Origin of the sequence: Paraburkholderia sp. BR14312, assembly GCF_040948675.1 — a bacterium.
In the GTDB taxonomy this organism is placed as follows: domain Bacteria; phylum Pseudomonadota; class Gammaproteobacteria; order Burkholderiales; family Burkholderiaceae; genus Paraburkholderia; species Paraburkholderia nodosa_A.
In genome coordinates this window covers 440,490-458,091 of sequence record NZ_JBFPKI010000005.1, presented here as the reverse complement: position 1 = coordinate 458,091, position 17,602 = coordinate 440,490, and the positions used below count along the sequence as shown (strand labels likewise).

Sequence of the window (17,602 nt, the reverse complement as noted above, 5' to 3'; positions counted from 1 at the left end):
CGCCCCTCAGTAGACGTAGGAGAGCCAGCTCATCGCGCGCAGGAACACGCGGCCGAGCGGATTGAGCGGGTTGCCGGCGCTCGGAAACGCCATCACTTCGGCCTGCCCGCCCACGCGAACGTTGCGCAGCCGTACGCGCTCGTCGCTGTCGAACTCGACGATCACGGGAAAGCGTTGCGCGGGCCGCAGCCAATCGCGGCTATTCTGCACGGTCGGCAGGGTGCCGGGCGGCGTGCTCTGTCCCACGCTCACGCCATAGCCGATGCTGCGGATGCGTCCGGCGAACACTTCGCCCGGCAGCGCGTCCAGCGCGATGGCGACGGGCGTGCCCGCATGGAGCCGGCCCAGATTGTTCTCCGTCATGTCCGCGCTGACCCAGACATCGTGAATGGCAATCAGCGTCATGACCGGATTGCCCGCGGCCGCGAACTGGCCGACTTCCGTGCGCAGGTCGGTGATGACGCCGGCCGGGCGCGCGCGAATACGCGTGTTGGCGAGATCGAGTTCGGCCTTTTCGAGCGCGCCCGCCGCGCTGCGCAACTGGGCGTTCTCCGCTTCGTTGCCGCCTTGCTGTTCGCGTGCGCGTTCGACTTCGGCCCGGGCCGCTTCGACCTGGCTTTGCGCCTGCTCGTGCGTCGCGCGCGCCACTTCGAGCCGCCGCAGCGAGACCGTGCCCTCGTCTTCGCGGTACAGCCGTTCGAGCCGGTCGCTGTCCTGGCGCGCCTTGACCTCGTTGGCGAGCGCCGCGCGCAATGAGGCTTGCGCCGACTCGACGCCTGCCGTGCTCGCGCCGATTTGCCGCCGCGTCGATTCGAGGTCGGCGCGCGCGCGGTCGGCGGCAATACGGTATTGCTCGCTGTCGATTTCGAACAGCACGTCGCCTGCGTTGACCTCCTGGTTGTTGTGCACGAGCACGCGCGTCACGCGTCCCGACACTTCAGCCGCAACGGGCACGACGTAGGCAGCGATGCGCGCCTGCTGCGTATAAGGCGTGAAGCGATCGGCAAGCAGATACCAGATCAGGCTGACGACAATCAGGATGACAATCCACTTGAGCGCCTTGCCGGAGGGGTCGGAAGCCGGCTGCGTCTCGCGCGGGTTCGAAGGTTCGGACGCGCTGCTCATCGTGTCGGACCGCCCTGTCGGTTGCCGGCACCCTGCGCGGCAGCGGGCGACGCCGGTTCGTCGAGCAGGTCGCCCCAGTCCGTGCGTCGCTGCATCTGGGCGCGAGTCGCGGGATCGATGAGCGGCTGATCGAGATCCCAGCCGCCGTCCACGGCCTTGTACAGCGCAATCAGGCTGCTCACGGCGTTGCCGCGATTGACGACGAACGCGTCTTGCTGCGCGGAGAGTGCGCGCTGCGCGTCGAGCACGCGCTGGAAGTCCGAGTACCCTTCGCGATAGATCGTATTGGCGAGCGTGAGCGAGCGCTGCGCCGCGCCTTGCGCGTCGTGCAGGATCGTGTCGCGCTGCAGCGCCGCGTTCAGCGCCGTTGCGGCGTCGTCGGCTTCGCGCGCCGCGTCGCGCACGGTGTCCTGATACGCGACGATCAATTGCTGCAGACGGGCGTCCTGCACGCGCACGTTGTTCGTGATGAGGCCGTGATCGAACAGGTTCCATGTAATGCTCGGCCCGCCCGCCACGCCAAGCGTGCTCGGCGCGCCCGCAAGCGAACTGGCGCTCCAGGCGAGTGAGCCAACGAGCGAAATGGACGGATACAGGTCGGCCTTCGCCACGCCGATCAACGCCGACTGCGCGGCCATCTGCTGCTCCGCGGCGCGCACGTCCGGCCGGCGCAGCAACAGCTTCGCGGGCACGTCCTGCAGCACCGCACGGTCGACGAGCGGGACGAAGCCTGCCTTGGCCGGCTGCACGTCGAGCTCCGGCAGCGGGCCGGGGGGGCGCCCGAGTAGCACGCTAAGCGCGTGACGCGCCACCGCGATCTGGCTTTCGAACACGGGAACGCTGCTCAGCGTGCCGAGATACTGGGTTTTCGCCTGCTCGAGATCGAGCTCATCGGTTTCGCCGCTCTTGAAGAGCTTTTGCGTGATCTCGTAGCTGCGCTTTTGCAGTTGCGCGTTTTCGCGCGCAATGCGCAGGCGCGCTTCGGTCGTGCGCAGCGTGAAATAGGTGTCCGCGACCTGCGCGTGAACGAGCACGAGCGCGTCCTCGCGGTTGTCCCGGGCGGCGAAGAACGAGGCATCGGCCGATTCGATCGCGCGGCTGAAGCGCCCCCAGAAGTCCAGCTCCCAGCCGATGCTGAAGCCAAGACCGTACTGAAAGTACGCACCCGAACGCGGGTCGAAACCGTCGTGGCGTTTGCGCGCCGAGGCTAGCACATCGGCGTTGGCCTGCTGCACCTGCGGGTAACGCCCTGCGAGCGCGATGCCGAGTTGGGCGCGCGCCTCGATCACGCGCAAGGCGGCGATCTTCAGGTCGCCGTTGTTCGCGTCGGCCGCGGCAATCAGCTGTTCGAGATTTTCGTCTCCGAATACACGCCACCATTGCCGCGCGTCGGGTTGCGCGTCGGCTTGTGCCGCGATCGACGTGACCTGCTCGATCGACGCGCTGCTCCAGTGTTCGCTCCAGCTTTCGCGTTGCGGCTGAAAATCGGGGCCCACGCGCATGCACGCGCCCAATAGCGTGCTCAGGCAGCAGGCGCCGAGCGGGAGCCAGTAAGGGCGCTCGCAGAGGATCACAGGGCGGCCTCGCGGCTCAAGCCTGCTGTTCTTCTCGTGCGTGCTCGGCTTGCGGCTGGTCTTTCACCCAGCGCCAGAACAGTTGATAGCCGACGGCGAGCATCACCGGGCCGATGAAAAGGCCGACTACGCCGCCCGTGACCATGCCGCCAATGGCGCCGATCAGCACCACGGGCATCGGCACGGCCACGCCGCGGCCAAGCAGCAGCGGCTTGAGTACATTGTCGGCGAGACCGGCGACGAACTCGTAAACGGCGAAGACGATGGTTGCCGTGCTCACGCCCTGCGTCATGATCACGAAGATAATGACGGGCACGGTAATCAGGGTGGCGGGCAGCTGCATGATGCCGATCAGCAGCACGGCCAGCGCGAGCAGGCCTGCGCCGGGAATGCCCATCACGATAAAGCCGACGCCGATCAACACCATCTGGATGAACGCGATGCCCACCACGCCCTGGGCGACGGCGCGAATCGTGGCAGTGCAAAGGTCGGCGATTTGCGGGCCGTTTTCCGGGCCGGAAACGCGCGACGCGATCTGCACCGTACTGCGATAGCCCGACTCGCCGTGGGCCATGAGAATGCCTGCAACGATCAGGGCTACGAAGAAAATCAGCAGCGCGGCGCCAAGCCCGGTGATCGTGCCGAGCAGCGCAAGGCCAGCCGCCTTCAGTTGCGGCGCGAACCGCTGCACGAGACCGGCGATGTCGGTCGACGCCTGCATCCAGAAGTCGTATACGCGCTGACCGACGATTGGCCAGTGAGCGATCGAGTCGGCGGGAGGCGGGATATGAAACGTGCCCCCCTTCGCGACGCTCATGGCATGTTCGATCGAATCGGCGACGGCGACACCGAGCAGCCAGGTGGGTGCGAGGATCACGGCGAACGCCAACAGAATGATGAGCGTGGCGATGAGTCCATCCTTGTGAGGGAAGCTGCGCTGCAGCTTCGTTTGCAGCGGATAGAGCGTGACCGCGAGAATCACGGACCACACCATGAGGTCGAGGAACGGGGCGAAGATGCGAAAGCAGAACATCGCCAGGACGGCAATGAGCGCGGCGCGAATCAGGACATCGAGCAAATCCCGGGACTGCGCCTTCGGCGTTGATCTAGTGGGCAGCAGCATCGTTTGTGTCTCCTCGCTGACCCGGGCGTGCAATCCAGACGCGCCCAGGCTCCTATCGCGTTCCGGCGAGGCCCGCCGGAATTCCAGGTAGTACGAGAAACTGTCCGCCGACGTTGCGCTCCTTCCTGGCATGACCCCGTGACAGGGAGCAAGACTGTACGATGTTTGCAGTCGCCTGTGAGTTGTGCGGAGCGCGTCGTCGAATTGAGTCTATTACACGCACTGAAAAGGGACAATGAACGCGCGGCCCGCTTTGGACCGGCGAAAAAAGTGGTTAGCAGTGCGCTGAAAATGGCGTCATGCGCGGGTTGCGTTTCTGCTTCTGATTCTCGTTTGCAGGCCTCAATGCCCCGGACCACTCGAAGGCTCGCAACTGAGAATGAGCCGATCGCCGTCGCCCGCACCGGGAGCCAGTGCGGCGTTGTGGAATTCATGACCGCCGCAGCGCCACTCGGCGAGATAGTCATTGCGACAGCCGTCTGACTGCGCGGCGACCATCGACACCGGATAGCTGCAGGTTCGCAAACCGTCACAGTGCGCGGCGAGATCGCGCGTGACATTGCCGTGTGGCGCGCCGCAGTTGCTGCCGTAAGTGCCGGAGACGATAGCAATCGTCGCTTGATTCGCGGCGCTCGCCGCAGACGAGATAACGAGCCCTCCAAGGCTGACGGCGCCCCATGCGAGCGTGAGGGCGATTGCGGTTGCCTTCATGATGCACCTCCCAGGCCGGCGTTGCGCATGAGCGCTGGCGCGGCCCACCCATCCATGTTTACAGAGTAGTGCGGTAGCGCCGGAGGGCAAGATAGTGCCCGGCGATGGTGCGGGGCTTCGTTGCAGTGCACCAGCAGCAGTCACCTGAAGCACACGATTGGTGGCGCGCAGTCGGTCGCCATTTCGCGAGCTACGCGCGCTGCGTGGGCCGTGAAACCCGCGCCAGCCGGGCGTTATGCGGGGCGCGCGGTTTGCATGTGGGGCGGGTGGCATACCTATTGCTTTGTCGCTACCGGAGCCAATGACGGCTCCAATGAATTGCATCATCGTCCCGCGGTGCGCGGGATCATTCGATCGTGCGGGGCAACGGCGTCCCGAAGCGGCACTCCACGGCACAGCGTGCGTGGCGGGTGCGCTTCGGGACGCTTTTTTTATGCGCGTCGCACAAACGCCGTGGTTCCGACAAACACCTGGCGATGCGATTTGGACAACTAAAGATGACCATGCGGGAACCGATACCTGACATCTCTGCGGAAATCGTCGGCGAACTCATCAATCTGGCCGGGCGCCAGCGCATGCTCTCGCAGCGCGTGGTCCTGCATGCGCTGCTCGGCTCGCGCGGCGACACGGCCGCGCTCGTCGTCGCGCGCGACTGCCTCGACACGTTCGCGGCTTCGCACACGCGGCTAGTAGACGGTGACGATCATTTTCCCGGCGTGTTCTCGACGGCATTGCGCGAACTCTACTTCGGCGCGCGCAAGGCCGACGAGCGTATTCGCGCGTTCATGCAACTCGCTGCACACGCCTGCGCGTGCCTCGAGCGCTCAGTCCAATTCGCAGCGGCCGATAGCGGGTGCGAGGCAGCCGTGACGGAACTCACCGCTGCCGCCACGCCGCTGCTCGAACTGTTGCAAGCGCTGACCCAGGCGTACCAGGACGAACTGCGTAGCGTGGAAGCCGCCGCGGCGAAGCGCCAGGCCGGCATTGTCGACGAACTCGCTGCCATTTCACTGCGCGCGAACATCGTCGCGCTCAATGCACGGGTGGCTGCCGCTCGCGCCGGCCAGTTCGGCCGCGAATTCGCGGTGATCACGGCGGAACTCGCGCACGTAATCGGCGAAATGGACAGGCTCGTGCAGGGCGTGGTCGGCAAGCCCGAAACGCACAATAGCGCGCCCGAAAGACATTCTGGATTCCGAAATCAACGGATGCATGCCCGCCTTGCGGGTTGAGATCCACTATTGGGGAGAACCTCGTGAAAGACCTGGTAAGTTCGCTCAAGAGCGGTAACTGGCGCGCGCTCGTCGCGTGCTTCCTGTACTTCGACACCGGCTTCACGGTGTGGGTGATGTTCGGCCCGCTCGCGCCGTTCATCCAGAAGGACATTGCGATGACGCCGGGCGAACTGGGCCTGCTCGTGGCCGTGCCGGTGCTCGGCGCGGCGATTCTGCGCGTGACGCTCGGCAATCTCTATCAGGCCTACGACGGCCGCCGTGTCGCGCTGATGGGCATCGCGCTTTCCGCCATTCCCGCCGCCGTGCTGCTGATGATGCCGGGCACGCCGTCCTATACCTTGCTGCTCGTGCTCGGTGTGCTGCTCGGCGTGGGCGGCGCGAGCTTCGCCGTGGCGCTGCCCATGGCGGGCAGCAACTATCCGCCGAAGGTGCAGGGCCTCGTGCTCGGCCTCGCCGCGGCCGGCAATATTGGCGCCGTGCTCGACGGCTTCCTCTTCCCGGGCCTCGCGAGCCACTATGGATGGGCGCGCGCCACGGGCGCGGCGCTCCCGCTGCTCGCGCTCGCCGCGACGGCAGTGATCTTCTGGGCTCGCGATCTCGGCCAGAAGTCCGGCAGCGCGCCGCAGGCGTTGCGCTCGTTCGGCATCACGCTCGCCGGGTTGATCGCGCTCGTGCTTGCCGTGCATGCAGGCTTGTTCGGCGCGGGCAAGACCGGTGTTCTGCTGCTGCCGGTGCTCGGCGCGCTGCTCGCCATCGCCGTGTTGCCGCGCCACTATCGCGCGGTACTGACCGAAGGCGACACATGGGTCGTGATGCTCGTGTACAGCATCACGTTCGGCGGCTTCGTCGGCATGTCGTCCTATGTCTCGACGCTGCTGATTTCGCTCTACCAGGTGCCCAAGCTCGAAGCCGGCGTGATGATGTCGCTGCTCGCGCTGACCGGTGCGATGGTGCGCCCGCTCGGCGGCCTGATCGCGGATCGCATTTCGGGCGTGCGCGCACTCGTGGTGCTGCTTGCCGCGATCTCGGTGTGCGACTTCGCATTCGCGCTGTGGATGCCGCCGTTCGCCGCGGGCATTGCGCTGCTCGCCTTCACCTACGTGTGCTTCGGTCTCGGCAACGGCGCGACGTTCCAGCTCGTCCCGCGCCGCTGGCAGGGCCGCACCGGGCTGATGTCGGGCATCATCGGCGCGGCGGGGGGAATCGGCGGCTTCTATCTGCCGGTCATCATGGGCATCGCCAAGGAGAGCACCGGCAGCTACCAGATGGGCTTCGCGACGTTCGGCCTGATCGCGGCGGCCGCATTCGGACTCGTGGTGCTGCATCGCGCACGCTGGCTCGAATGGGCGCTGCCCCAGGAGCCGGCGATGGCCCAGGCCGTCGTGCAGGGCGCCCAGGCGAGCGCAAGCAACTGAGAACTGGGTCGTTAGCAGGATGCGGCCCGCGCGTGAGCGACGGGCCGCCAACGCGTTTACGCGCGTCGACGCAGCTCTTCGATACTCGATGCGTGCGAATGCACGCCGAACGACGCAGGCGAAATGGCGAACGAAGCCGCCTCGCCAATCGCGTGGCCGACGAGGATGATGGCGGGGCTGCCGAGGCCTGCTGCACGAGCATGCGCTGCGATCGTGCCGAGCGTGCCCGTGACGCGCCGCTCGTTCGCGCTGCCCGCCCACTGCACGACGGCGGCGGGCGTTGTTGTGGGCAGCGCGCCCACGAGCGTTGCGCACAGGGACTCGATGCGGCTCATGCCCATATAGATGGCGAGCGTCATGCCCGTCGCGGCGAGCGCCTGCCAGTCCGGTTCGCTGTGGTCGCGCAGGTGCGCAGTCACGAAGATCACGCCCTGGCAATGATCGCGATGCGTGAGCGACACGCCGAGTCCCGCCGCTGCCGCGAACGCCGAGGACACCCCGTTCACGATTTCCACCCTCACGCCCGCCCGGCGCAGCGCCGCGAGTTCTTCCCCTGCGCGGCCGAACAGCAGCGCGTCGCCGCCTTTCGCCCGCACTACGTGCAAGCCGCGGCGCGCGTAGCGCTGCATCAGCCGCTCGATGAAGGCCTGTGGCGTGGACCGGCAGCCGCCGCGCTTGCCCACGCGGATCACGCGGGCCTGCGGCGCGAACGTGACGATTTCCGGATTCGCGAGATCGTCGAGCAGCACGACGTCGGCGCTCGCGAGCACCTTCGCCGCCTTCAGGGTGAGCAGGTCGAGATCGCCCGGACCTGCGCTCACCAGCGTGACCTTGCCTTCGTTGCCCGTCATCATCGTCGTCTTCCTTTGTATTGGCGCACCGCACGGGCAGCGCCATAAGACAAATGGCGTCCGCTCGCCGCTTGCGACGAGGGGACGCCATTGTCCGGTGTGTTCGAGTCGAGGCGCGAAGCGCGGCCTCAGGTTGCATGCCCGGCAACGTTGCCGGGCGCTCGGGCGCACGCAAGTTCCAGACCAATTTACGCGCGCTCGCGCCGCCCGTCCGTGGGCGCCGGCCAAAATCGACAACGCCGCAACCTGCACGCCCAGGGCGCACAGTCAATGTGCTGCAGGGCACCAATCTTGTGCTGGCCTGCATCACGATGCGCGCGCGGGCGTTGTGGCGGACGCCCCGCTCACCAGCCGCCGAACTCCGCCGGACGGGGCGTTTGGACGGAATGCGCGCAGATTGGCACAGTGCTTGCGTATTGCTTCGCAGCAAGTGCCACGCGAATCAATGAGGATTCGGCCGCAAGCAGTAGCGCGGCGCACAAGGGTTTCGTATTCAGGACAACGGCGTCCCCCGAATCTGGCTTCGCGCAAGCTGGAATCGCGGGACGCCTTTTTTATTGGCAGGGGCCAGCATGGTGCAAGCAACGAACGAAGTGAACAGCTCGGCCGCGATGGAGATCGTCGTCGTCGGCCATGGCATGGTGGGCCACAAATTCCTCGAGTGCATCCTTGCGGACGGCGCGCCCAACGCGCGCGTGACCGTGCTCTGCGAGGAACCGCGCCCCGCGTACGACCGCGTGCACCTCTCCGAATTCTTCGCAGGCAAGTCGGCGGACGATCTCTCGCTCGTAGCGCCCGGCTTCTTCGATCGCGAGAATGTGCGTCTCGTGCTGAACGCGAAGGCGGTGTCGATCGATCGCGAAGCGCACACCATCGAGGTGTCCAACGGCGAGACGCTTTCGTATGACAAGCTCGTGCTGGCCACCGGCTCCTCGGCGTTCGTGCCGCCCATTGCGGGCAACGATCGTGCCGATTGCTTCGTCTACCGAACCATTGACGATCTCGAAGCGATGCAGGCTCGCGGCGCGAGCGCGAAGTCGGGTGTAGTGGTGGGCGGCGGTCTGCTCGGTCTCGAATGCGCAAAGGCCCTGCGCGACCTGGGCCTCGAGACGCACGTGGTGGAATTCGCGCCGCGCCTGATGGCGGTGCAGGTGGACGACGACGGCGGCCGCATGCTGCGCGGCAAGATCGAAGAACTCGGCGTGAGCGTGCACACGCAGAAGAACACGCTGGCGATCGTGGATGGCAAAACGGTAGACGGCGCAACGGCCGCCAACCGCATGCAGTTCGCCGACGGCACGCACCTCGATGCCGACATGATCGTGTTTTCGGCCGGCATTCGCCCGCGCGATGAAATCGCCCGCGCCTGCGGCCTCGAAATCGGCGCGCGCGGCGGCATCGTGATCGACGACCAGTGCCGTACGAGCGACGCGAACATCTACGCCATCGGCGAATGTGCCCTCTGGCAGGGGCAGATCTTCGGCCTCGTCGCCCCCGGTTACGACATGGCGCGCATCGCCGCCAGGGCGCTGACGGGCGAGGCGTCGAGCTTCGCGGGCGCCGACATGAGCACCAAGCTCAAGCTGATGGGCGTGGACGTGGCGAGCATCGGCGACGCGCACGGCAAGACGCCCGGCAGCCGTTCCTACCGCTACGCCGACGAGCGCCGCCAGGTCTACAAGAAGATCGTCGTGTCCGATTGCGGCAAGAAGCTGCTCGGCGCGGTGATGGTGGGCGACGCGAGCGAATACGGCACGCTGCTGCAGATGATGCTCAACGGCATCGAGGTGCCCGAGTCGCCCGAATTCATGATCCTGCCGCAGGCCGACGGCAAGGCCAAGCCCGCGATCGGCGTGGAAGCGCTGCCCGACGCCGCACAGATCTGCTCGTGCAACAACGTGTCGAAGGCGCAAATCTGCGCGGCCGTGCAGGAAGGCGCGACGACCATCGCCGCGGTGAAGGGGGCGTGCAACGCCGGCACGTCGTGCGGCGGCTGCGTGCCGCTCGTGACGCAGATCATGAAGTCGGAGATGAAGCGCCAGGGGCTCGCCGTCAATAATCACCTTTGCGAGCACTTCCACTATTCGCGCCAGGAGCTGTATCACCTCGTGCGCGTGGAAGGCATCAAGACCTTCGGCGAACTGCTCGCGAAGCATGGCAAAGGGCTGGGCTGCGATATCTGCAAGCCGGCCGTGGCCGGGATTCTGGCGTCCTGCTGGAACGAATTCGTGCTGAAGAAGGAGCACGCGAGCCTGCAGGATTCGAACGATTACTACCTCGCCAACATTCAGCGCGACGGCACGTATTCGGTGGTGCCGCGCATGCCGGGCGGCGAGGTCACGCCGGAAGGCCTCATCGCCGTGGGTCAGGTGGCGAAGAAGTACGGCCTGTACACGAAGATCACTGGCGGCCAGCGCGTGGACCTCTTTGGTGCGCGCGTCGAGCAGTTGCCTTTCGTCTGGGAAGAACTGATCGCCGCCGGCTTCGAATCGGGGCACGCATACGGCAAGGCCCTGCGCACCGTGAAGTCGTGCGTGGGCTCGACGTGGTGCCGCTACGGCGTGGGCGACTCGGTGGGCTTCGCGATCGAACTCGAGAACCGCTACAAGGGTCTACGCGCGCCGCACAAGATCAAGTTCGGCGTCTCGGGCTGCACGCGCGAATGCGCGGAGGCGCAAGGCAAGGACGTCGGCATCATCGCCACCGAGAAGGGCTGGAACCTCTACGTGTGCGGCAACGGCGGCATGAAGCCGCGCCACGCGGAACTGCTCGCCGCCGATCTCGATCAGGCTACCCTGGTGCGCTACGTCGATCGTTTCCTCATGTTCTACGTGCGCACGGCCGACCGCCTGCAGCGCACGAGCGTGTGGCGCGACAACCTCGAAGGCGGCCTCGACTATCTGATCGACGTGGTCGTGCACGACAAGCTGGGCCTTGGCGCCGAACTCGAAGCGGAAATGCAGCTCGTGGTGGACACCTACGAATGCGAATGGAAGAAGGCCGTGACCGATCCTGAAACGCGTCGCCGCTTCCGCCACTTCGTCAATAGCGATGCGGGTGATCAGCACGTCACCTTCATCGAAGAGCGCGGCCAGATTCGTCCGGCTACGCCCGAGGAGCGCACGCAGCTCCCGCAAGCGGCGGCGCAATACAAGCGACATGAGGCGCTGTCCGGCATTCCCGTCGTCGTCGAAGCCGTCTGATTCCCTTTCATCGAACCGAGGAGTACGAAATGAGCAACGAACATAGTCAAGGCAACTGGGTTCCCGTCTGCACGCTCGACGACATCGTGCCGAACACCGGCGTGTGTGCGCTCGTTAAAGGCGAGCAGGTCGCCGTGTTTCATGTCGACGACGGCGACGCGCGCGTGTACGCCATCGGCAACTACGATCCGAACTCGCACGCGGCCGTGCTCTCCCGCGGGCTCGTGGGCAGCTTTGGCGAGCGCGTCGTGGTGGCCTCGCCCATCTACAAGCATCACTTCGATCTGTCCACTGGCGAGTGCATCGAAGCGCCGCAGCATTCGGTCAATGCGTTCCCCGCCCGCGTGGAAAACGGTCAGGTTTGGATTGCCGCCTGATTGCCCGAATGAAATGACAAACGCGCGGCGCGCAGGATGCGCGGTGCGCCCCGAATCTGTTTCAAGCTGATATCGATCGACCGGATGAGCAGCGAGAGCGTAAAGAGCGTTTGCCCGTACTGCGGCGTAGGCTGCGGGATGGTCCTGCACGTCGAGGACGGCCAGGTCGCGAAGATTTCTGGCGACGCCGAGCATCCGACCAACTTCGGCCGCCTCTGCACGAAGGGTTCGTCGGCGCACGTGGCGCTGCGCAAGTCGGGGCGCCTCGAGCGTGCCTTCGTGCGCCACGCCCGCGACGAGGACCCGGTGCCGCTGCCGCTCGCGCAGGCGATCGCCGATACGGCGCGCCGGCTGCGCTCGACGCTCGACGTGCACGGCCCCGACGCGCTCTCGTTCTACGTTTCCGGGCAGATGTCGATCGAGGCGCAGTACCTCGTGAACAAGCTCGCCAAAGGCTTCGTGCGCACCAACAACATCGAGTCGAACTCGCGCCTGTGCATGGCGAGCGCGGGCAGCGGCTACAAGCTCTCGCTCGGCGCGGACGGGCCGCCGGGTTCCTATCAGGACTTCGACCGCGCCGACCTCTTCTTCGTGATCGGCGCAAACATGGCGGACTGTCATCCGATCCTGTTCCTGCGCATGATGGAGCGCGTGAAGGCGGGCGCGAAGCTCATCGTCGTGGACCCGCGCCGCACGGCGACCGCCGAGAAGGCGTCGCTGTTCCTGCAGATCGCGTCGGGCACCGATCTCGCGCTGCTCAATGGCCTGCTGCACCTGCTGCACAGGAACGGCCACACCGATGCGGACTTCATTGCACAGCACACCGAAGGATGGGACGCGATGCCCGCGTTCCTCGACGACTACACGCCGGAAAAGGTCGCCGAAATCACGGGTCTCGCCGTCGACGACATTCGCCGCGCTGCGCAGATGATTGGCGAGGCGCCCGAGTGGATGAGCTGCTGGACCATGGGCCTGAACCAGAGCACGCACGGCACGTGGAGCACGAACGCGATCTGCAACCTGCATCTCGCGACGGGCAAGATTTGCCGCCCCGGCAGCGGTCCGTTCTCGCTTACGGGGCAGCCCAACGCCATGGGCGGGCGCGAGATGGGCTACATGGGACCCGGCTTGCCCGGTCAGCGCACGGTGCTCGCGCAAGAAGACCGCGCGTTCGTCGAAGCGGCGTGGGGCGTGGCGCCCGGCACGCTGCCCGTGAAAGTGGGTGGCGGCACGGTCGACATGTTCTCGCGCATGGCCGCGGGCGAGATCAAGGCGTGCTGGATCATCTGCACGAACCCGGTGGCGAGCGTTGCGAACCGCCAAACGGTGGTAGCGGGCCTGAGGGCCGCCGAACTAGTGATCGCCCAGGACGCTTTTCTGGACACCGAAACGAATCAGTACGCCGACGTGCTGCTGCCCGGCGCGCTCTGGGCCGAGGCCGAGGGCGTGATGATCAACTCCGAGCGCAACATGACGCTCATGCAGCAGGCCGTCGAGCCGCCGGGCGAGGCGCTGCCCGACTGGCAGATCATCGCGCGCGTAGCCTGCGCGATGGGTTTTGCGCAGGCGTTCAGCTACGCGAGCGCTGCCGAGGTGTTCGACGAAATCACGCGCTTCGCGAACCCGAAGACGGGCTACGACCTGCGCGGCGCGAGCCACGCGAAATTGCGCGAAACGCCGCTGCAATGGCCCATCGCGCCGGATGCCGCGAGCGATCGCAACCCGCTGCGCTATGTGAACGACGGCGTGAGCCAACCGCTCAGGGAAAACGTCGACGGCACGCGCCCTCGCATCGCATTCGCCACGCCGCACGGCAAGGGCGTGTTCTTCGCGCGTCCGCATGTTGCGCCTGCCGAACTGCCCGATGGCACGTTCCCGGTCGTATTCAACACGGGTCGCCTGCAGCACCAGTGGCACACCATGACGAAGACCGGCAAGGTGCCGATGCTCAACAAGCTCAACCCGGGCCCGTTCGTCGAGATTCATCCCGAGGATGCCGCCGCGCTCGGCATTGCCGCGAAGGACCGCGTGGAAGTGCGCTCGCGCCGCGGCCGCGTGGTGTTGCCCGCCGTGGTGACCGAGCGTGTGCGTCCCGGCAACTGCTTCGCGCCGATGCACTGGAACGACGTGTATGGCGAGGAGCTTTGCGTGAACGCGGTCACGAGCGACGCGATCGACCCGATTTCCCAGCAGCCCGAATTGAAATTCTGCGCGGTCGCGCTCTCGCGCGTCGGCCCGCCATCCGCGCCGCGCGAGACCGCGCGCGTACCGGATGGCACCGATGCCGCCGTTGCGTCGGGCGCGTTCGACGCCAGCGCGCCGAAAACCGCCCACCCGTCTCAGGAACTCGACATGTCCCGTATCGATGCCTTTTCGACGCTACTCGGTCTCGACGACGTCGCTGCGCCGCAGCTGGACGACGCGCAACGCGAGTATCTCGCGGGCTTTGTCGGCGGCCTGCGCGCGTTGCGGGCGGCCGAGCCCGTTGGCGTGCCCATGCTGCCCGCGCACGCGCCGTTTCCCGCCGACACACGCGTGTGGCTGGACGGACTGCTGGCGGGCCTCTTCAGCCGCGGCGAGCCTGTCGCGCGCACGGCTGCGCTCGCCGTGCCGGGTGCACCGGAAGAAAAGCCGCATGGCGTGCGCATCGCCCATACGCGCCCCAAGGTCGTGCTGCTGTGGGCCTCGCAGACGGGCAACGTCGAATCGCTCGTCGAGCAATACGCGACGCAGCTAATGGAGTCGGGCTTCGAGATTCGCACGGCCTGCATGGCCGATTACCCGCTCGCGAACCTCGCCAGGGCGCAATACGTCCTCCTGATGACGAGCACGTTCGGCGACGGCGACGCGCCCGACAACGGTGCGGCCTTCTGGAACGCGCTCGCGGCGCACGACGCGCCGCGCCTCGGCTCGCTGCGTTTTTCCGTGCTCGCCTTCGGCGACCGCAACTACGACGCGTTCTGCGGCCACGGGCGCAAGCTCGACGCGCGCCTCGAAGCGCTGGGCGCCACGCGTCTCATGGAGCGCGTGGATTGCGACAGCGAATACCAGAGCGCCGCCGACGCCTGGCTCGAGCGCATTGTCGTGCGCATCAAGCAGGAGGACGCGGCGCTGCACGCGGTGCCCGCCGACGGTTCGATTCCCGAGGTGCTGCCAGGCTGCGCGGCGACGAAGGCACGCCCGGCCGCCTCGAAGCTGCTGAAGAACGTGCGCCTGAACATGAAGGGCGCGACGAAGGACACGCGCTACTTCTCGCTCGCAACGGGCGAGGCGGGCCTCGACTACGAAGCGGGCGACGCGCTCGGCGTGTGGCCCACCAACTGTCCCGCGCTTGTCGAAGAGTTGCTGGACCTCACGCGCCTCGCCGCGGACACGCCCGTCGCCGTGAGCGGCCACGGCGAGATGCGCCTCGGCGAGGCGCTCGGCAAGTACTACGAGATCGCGCGCCCGAGCCCCGATGCGCTCGCGTTCATTGCGGCGCGCACGCGCTCGCGGGGCCTCGCCGAGATGCTCGACGATTCACGCAAGGGCGATCTGCGCAACTGGCTGTGGGGCCAGCAGCTCGCCGACGTGCTCCACGAATATCCCGTCGACATGAGCGCGCCCGAACTGCTCGGCATGCTCAAGCGCCTGCAGCCGCGGCTCTATTCGATTTCGTCGAGCCCGAAAGCCCATGCCGGCGAAGTGCATCTGACCGTTTCGGCCGTGCGCTACGACAACGGCCGCCGCGAACGCAAGGGCGTGGCCTCGACCTTCCTCGCGGACCGCGCGCAGGAGGGCAGCGTCCCGGTGTTCGTGCAGAAGAGCACGCATTTCCGGCCACCGCGCAACGGCGACGCGCCGATGATCATGGTCGGTCCGGGCACGGGCGTCGCTCCCTTCCGCGCCTTCCTGCACGAGCGGCAGGCGCGCGGCGACACGGGCCGCAACTGGCTCTTCTTCGGCGAGCAGCACGCAGCCACCGACTTCTACTACCGCGACGAACTCGAGCAAATGCGCAAGGACGGCCACCTCGACCGGCTCGACCTCGCGTTTTCGCGCGACCAGAGCGAGAAGGTCTACGTGCAGGACCGCATGCGCGAGCAGGGCGCGCAGCTATGGGCGTGGCTGCAGGAAGGGGCGCACCTCTACGTGTGCGGCGATGCGAGCCGCATGGCGAAGGACGTGGATACGGCGCTCAGGGAGGTGGTGGCGGGCCATGGCGGCATGAGCGCCGAGGCCGCGCACGACTACGTCAGCGCACTCGGGCGGGACAAGCGTTACCTGCGCGACGTCTATTGAAGGGGCGCGGCGCGGCTTCGGACCGGCGCTGCACGCTCGCCACGCTGCTGCCTTCGGCGGTGCTGCGCGAGCATCGCGGGCTCGTCACGCTGCCGGTCACGCCGGCGTTGCCACAGCGCACCGTCGCGCTGCTCAAGCGGCTGCGGGCATCGAGCACGCTCGCCGCCAACGCGTTTTCGGACGTGCTGCTCGCGACGATTTCACAGGAAGGCCTGGGCGAAGCCTGAGGCGGCTTTTGGTTCTCTCGTCTGCTCAGGGTTGGTCGGACGAGAGCAGGTTGTGGAAGAAGTCCACGGCGTGCTGGCGCGTCGACATCGTCCCGAGCGTGGCTGCCGGATCGAGCCCCGAACGCCGCGCCGTGCCGCTCACGAGACTCTTTTGCAGGTCGTTGAGCGGGCGGGCGAGATTGGTGGCGATGAATCCGGAAGCGGGCGGCGCGGCGATGGCCGGCAGGTCGCTGCGCGGCGTGTCCAGCGTGAGCAGCGGAGCGAGCGTGGGCGCGGCGGCCACGCGCTGACTCGCGAGCATGTCGGCGGGCGCGATGCCGAGCCAGTCGCGCAGTGTGGCGAGAATCGACGTGTGGTCGTAGGGTATGGCGCCCGGTGAGCGGAACACGGTGCCCGGTGCGATATACGGCGACACCACGACCGCCGGCACGCGTACGCCGAAGCTGTCGAAGGCGAAGTTCTGGTCGCCGGGATTGCTCGCGGCATCGGGCGCTACGGCGTTGGCGGGCGGCAGCACGTGGTCGTAGGTGCCCCCGTGCTCGTCGTAGGTGATCACCAGCAGCGTTTCGGGCCATGCGGGCGACGTGCTCAACGCGTGCCAGATGTCGTAGAGAAAGCTCTCGCCCGCATAGACGTCGTGTGGCGGGTGCTGGTCGTTGGGGTCGAGCAGAAAGCGCGGCTCGATGAACGAATACTGCGGCAGCGTGTTGTTCTCGCAGTCGGAGACGAAGTTGCTGAAGCGCTGGAAGTTGGCCTTATATTTCGCATCCCATAACGTTGGGAACATGGTGAGCGTGAGCGACGGCGCGACTAGGGCGGCGCTATACACGGCCCAGCTCGTGCCCATGTCGCCCAGCACGTTGAAGATGGTGCGCACTTGCCAGTCGAACGGGTCGGGCGGCGCACCGTTGTCGACGTGGCCGTTCGACGTGCCCGCGTGGGCGAAGGCGCGGTTCGGCCAGGTCTGGCTCGGCACGGGAGCGAACCAGGCGTCGCAGACGGCGTATTCGCGCGCGAGCGTCGAGAGCACCTTCAGCTGATCCGGGCTGTGGCACTGCATGACCTGGCTCGCGTCCGTCGTCGCGGTCGTTTCGTAGTCTTGCACGAAGCCCGACATGGGCGCCGCGCCTGCCGCGTTGCCGAGCAGTTGCACGCGCACGTTCGCGAACGTTTCCTGCGGATCGGGGTCGGGCAGCGTGGCCGTCGAGGCCGGCATGGTGGCGGCGATGGTGCCGCCGGCCTTCGTCGGGTTGCTCAGGCCCATCGTGAGCCCATCGAATGGCCGTTCCGCGCTGGCCGCGGGCAGGAAACGGGTGGGGCTGCTGCCGTTCGTGTACAAGCCGCCAAGCATTGTGTCGAACGATCGGTTCTCGAACATCACGACAACGACGTGCTTGATGTTCTGCAGGGACATGGGCTCTCTCCGTCACGCGGGTTTGACGAAGAATAGTGGTGCAGGCGGGTGGATTCGGCAAGGTTC

General features: G+C 66.7%; 12 protein-coding genes. 6 read left to right on the top strand and 6 right to left on the bottom strand.

Annotated features, from left to right (window positions below):
* Window positions 1-6 precede the first annotated feature (6 nt).
* The 4 genes from AB3X98_RS17065 to AB3X98_RS17050 form a co-directional block, all read right to left on the bottom strand.
* On the bottom strand, window positions 7-1,125 hold the full coding sequence (locus AB3X98_RS17065) for an HlyD family secretion protein (RefSeq protein WP_368602103.1): 1,119 nt from the start codon (window positions 1,123-1,125) through the stop codon (window positions 7-9).
* Window positions 1,122-2,651, bottom strand: a complete 1,530-nt coding sequence (locus AB3X98_RS17060) for a TolC family protein (RefSeq protein WP_368602331.1) — start codon at window positions 2,649-2,651, stop codon at window positions 1,122-1,124. The genes AB3X98_RS17065 and AB3X98_RS17060 overlap by 4 nt, the downstream gene beginning before the upstream one ends.
* 64 nt (window positions 2,652-2,715) lie before the next feature.
* Window positions 2,716-3,822, bottom strand: coding sequence for an AI-2E family transporter (locus tag AB3X98_RS17055; RefSeq protein ID WP_342950051.1), 1,107 nt, complete (start codon window positions 3,820-3,822; stop codon window positions 2,716-2,718).
* A gap of 342 nt (window positions 3,823-4,164) precedes the next feature.
* A complete protein-coding gene (locus AB3X98_RS17050) occupies window positions 4,165-4,533 on the bottom strand; it encodes a hypothetical protein (protein WP_368602104.1) in 369 nt (122 codons plus the stop codon).
* A gap of 497 nt (window positions 4,534-5,030) precedes the next feature.
* On the opposite strand from AB3X98_RS17050, the gene AB3X98_RS17045 reads away from it, so the two are divergent.
* Window positions 5,031-5,765 (top strand): type IV pili methyl-accepting chemotaxis transducer N-terminal domain-containing protein, encoded by a 735-nt coding sequence (locus AB3X98_RS17045; protein WP_368602105.1) that lies wholly within the window; start codon window positions 5,031-5,033, stop codon window positions 5,763-5,765.
* Window positions 5,766-5,788: 23 nt separating this feature from the next.
* Window positions 5,789-7,183 (top strand): MFS transporter, encoded by a 1,395-nt coding sequence (locus AB3X98_RS17040; RefSeq protein WP_069266790.1) that lies wholly within the window; start codon window positions 5,789-5,791, stop codon window positions 7,181-7,183.
* A gap of 56 nt (window positions 7,184-7,239) precedes the next feature.
* Here AB3X98_RS17040 and cobA read toward each other — a convergent pair whose 3' ends face one another.
* The gene (gene cobA / locus AB3X98_RS17035) at window positions 7,240-8,034 is read right to left on the bottom strand and encodes a uroporphyrinogen-III C-methyltransferase (RefSeq protein WP_368602332.1); all 795 of its coding nucleotides are present in this window, start codon (window positions 8,032-8,034) and stop codon (window positions 7,240-7,242) included.
* Between the two features lie 611 nt (window positions 8,035-8,645).
* Between cobA and nirB the strand changes: the two genes are divergently transcribed.
* From nirB to AB3X98_RS17015, 4 genes are all read left to right on the top strand, one after another.
* Entirely contained in the window at window positions 8,646-11,237 is a 2,592-nt protein-coding gene (gene nirB / locus AB3X98_RS17030) for a nitrite reductase large subunit NirB (protein ID WP_368602333.1), read from the top strand.
* 29 nt (window positions 11,238-11,266) lie between these two features.
* Entirely contained in the window at window positions 11,267-11,614 is a 348-nt protein-coding gene (nirD, locus tag AB3X98_RS17025) for a nitrite reductase small subunit NirD (RefSeq protein WP_069266789.1), read from the top strand.
* 84 nt (window positions 11,615-11,698) lie between these two features.
* Window positions 11,699-15,895 carry a molybdopterin-dependent oxidoreductase gene (locus tag AB3X98_RS17020; protein WP_368602106.1) on the top strand — a complete coding sequence of 1,399 codons (4,197 nt, stop codon included), beginning with the start codon at window positions 11,699-11,701 and terminating at the stop codon, window positions 15,893-15,895.
* The gene (locus AB3X98_RS17015; protein WP_368602107.1) at window positions 15,892-16,122 is read left to right on the top strand and encodes a hypothetical protein; all 231 of its coding nucleotides are present in this window, start codon (window positions 15,892-15,894) and stop codon (window positions 16,120-16,122) included. The genes AB3X98_RS17020 and AB3X98_RS17015 overlap by 4 nt, the downstream gene beginning before the upstream one ends.
* 25 nt (window positions 16,123-16,147) lie before the next feature.
* Here AB3X98_RS17015 and AB3X98_RS17010 read toward each other — a convergent pair whose 3' ends face one another.
* The gene (locus AB3X98_RS17010) at window positions 16,148-17,536 is read right to left on the bottom strand and encodes an alkaline phosphatase family protein (protein WP_368602108.1); all 1,389 of its coding nucleotides are present in this window, start codon (window positions 17,534-17,536) and stop codon (window positions 16,148-16,150) included.
* Window positions 17,537-17,602 lie beyond the last annotated feature (66 nt).

Excerpts from the sequence above, each read along its gene's own strand:
- AB3X98_RS17020 (WP_368602106.1), top strand. The coding sequence starts at position 11,699 with ATGAGCAGCGAGAGCGTAAAGAGCGTTTGCCCGTACTGCGGCGTAGGC.
- AB3X98_RS17045 (WP_368602105.1), top strand. The coding sequence starts at position 5,031 with ATGACCATGCGGGAACCGATACCTGACATCTCTGCGGAAATCGTCGGC.
- AB3X98_RS17050 (WP_368602104.1), bottom strand. The coding sequence starts at position 4,533 with ATGAAGGCAACCGCAATCGCCCTCACGCTCGCATGGGGCGCCGTCAGC.
- nirB (WP_368602333.1), top strand. The coding sequence starts at position 8,646 with ATGGAGATCGTCGTCGTCGGCCATGGCATGGTGGGCCACAAATTCCTC.
- nirD (WP_069266789.1), top strand. The coding sequence starts at position 11,267 with ATGAGCAACGAACATAGTCAAGGCAACTGGGTTCCCGTCTGCACGCTC.
- AB3X98_RS17055 (WP_342950051.1), bottom strand. The coding sequence starts at position 3,822 with ATGCTGCTGCCCACTAGATCAACGCCGAAGGCGCAGTCCCGGGATTTG.
- AB3X98_RS17010 (WP_368602108.1), bottom strand. The coding sequence starts at position 17,536 with ATGTCCCTGCAGAACATCAAGCACGTCGTTGTCGTGATGTTCGAGAAC.
- AB3X98_RS17065 (WP_368602103.1), bottom strand. The coding sequence starts at position 1,125 with ATGAGCAGCGCGTCCGAACCTTCGAACCCGCGCGAGACGCAGCCGGCT.
- cobA (WP_368602332.1), bottom strand. The coding sequence starts at position 8,034 with ATGACGGGCAACGAAGGCAAGGTCACGCTGGTGAGCGCAGGTCCGGGC.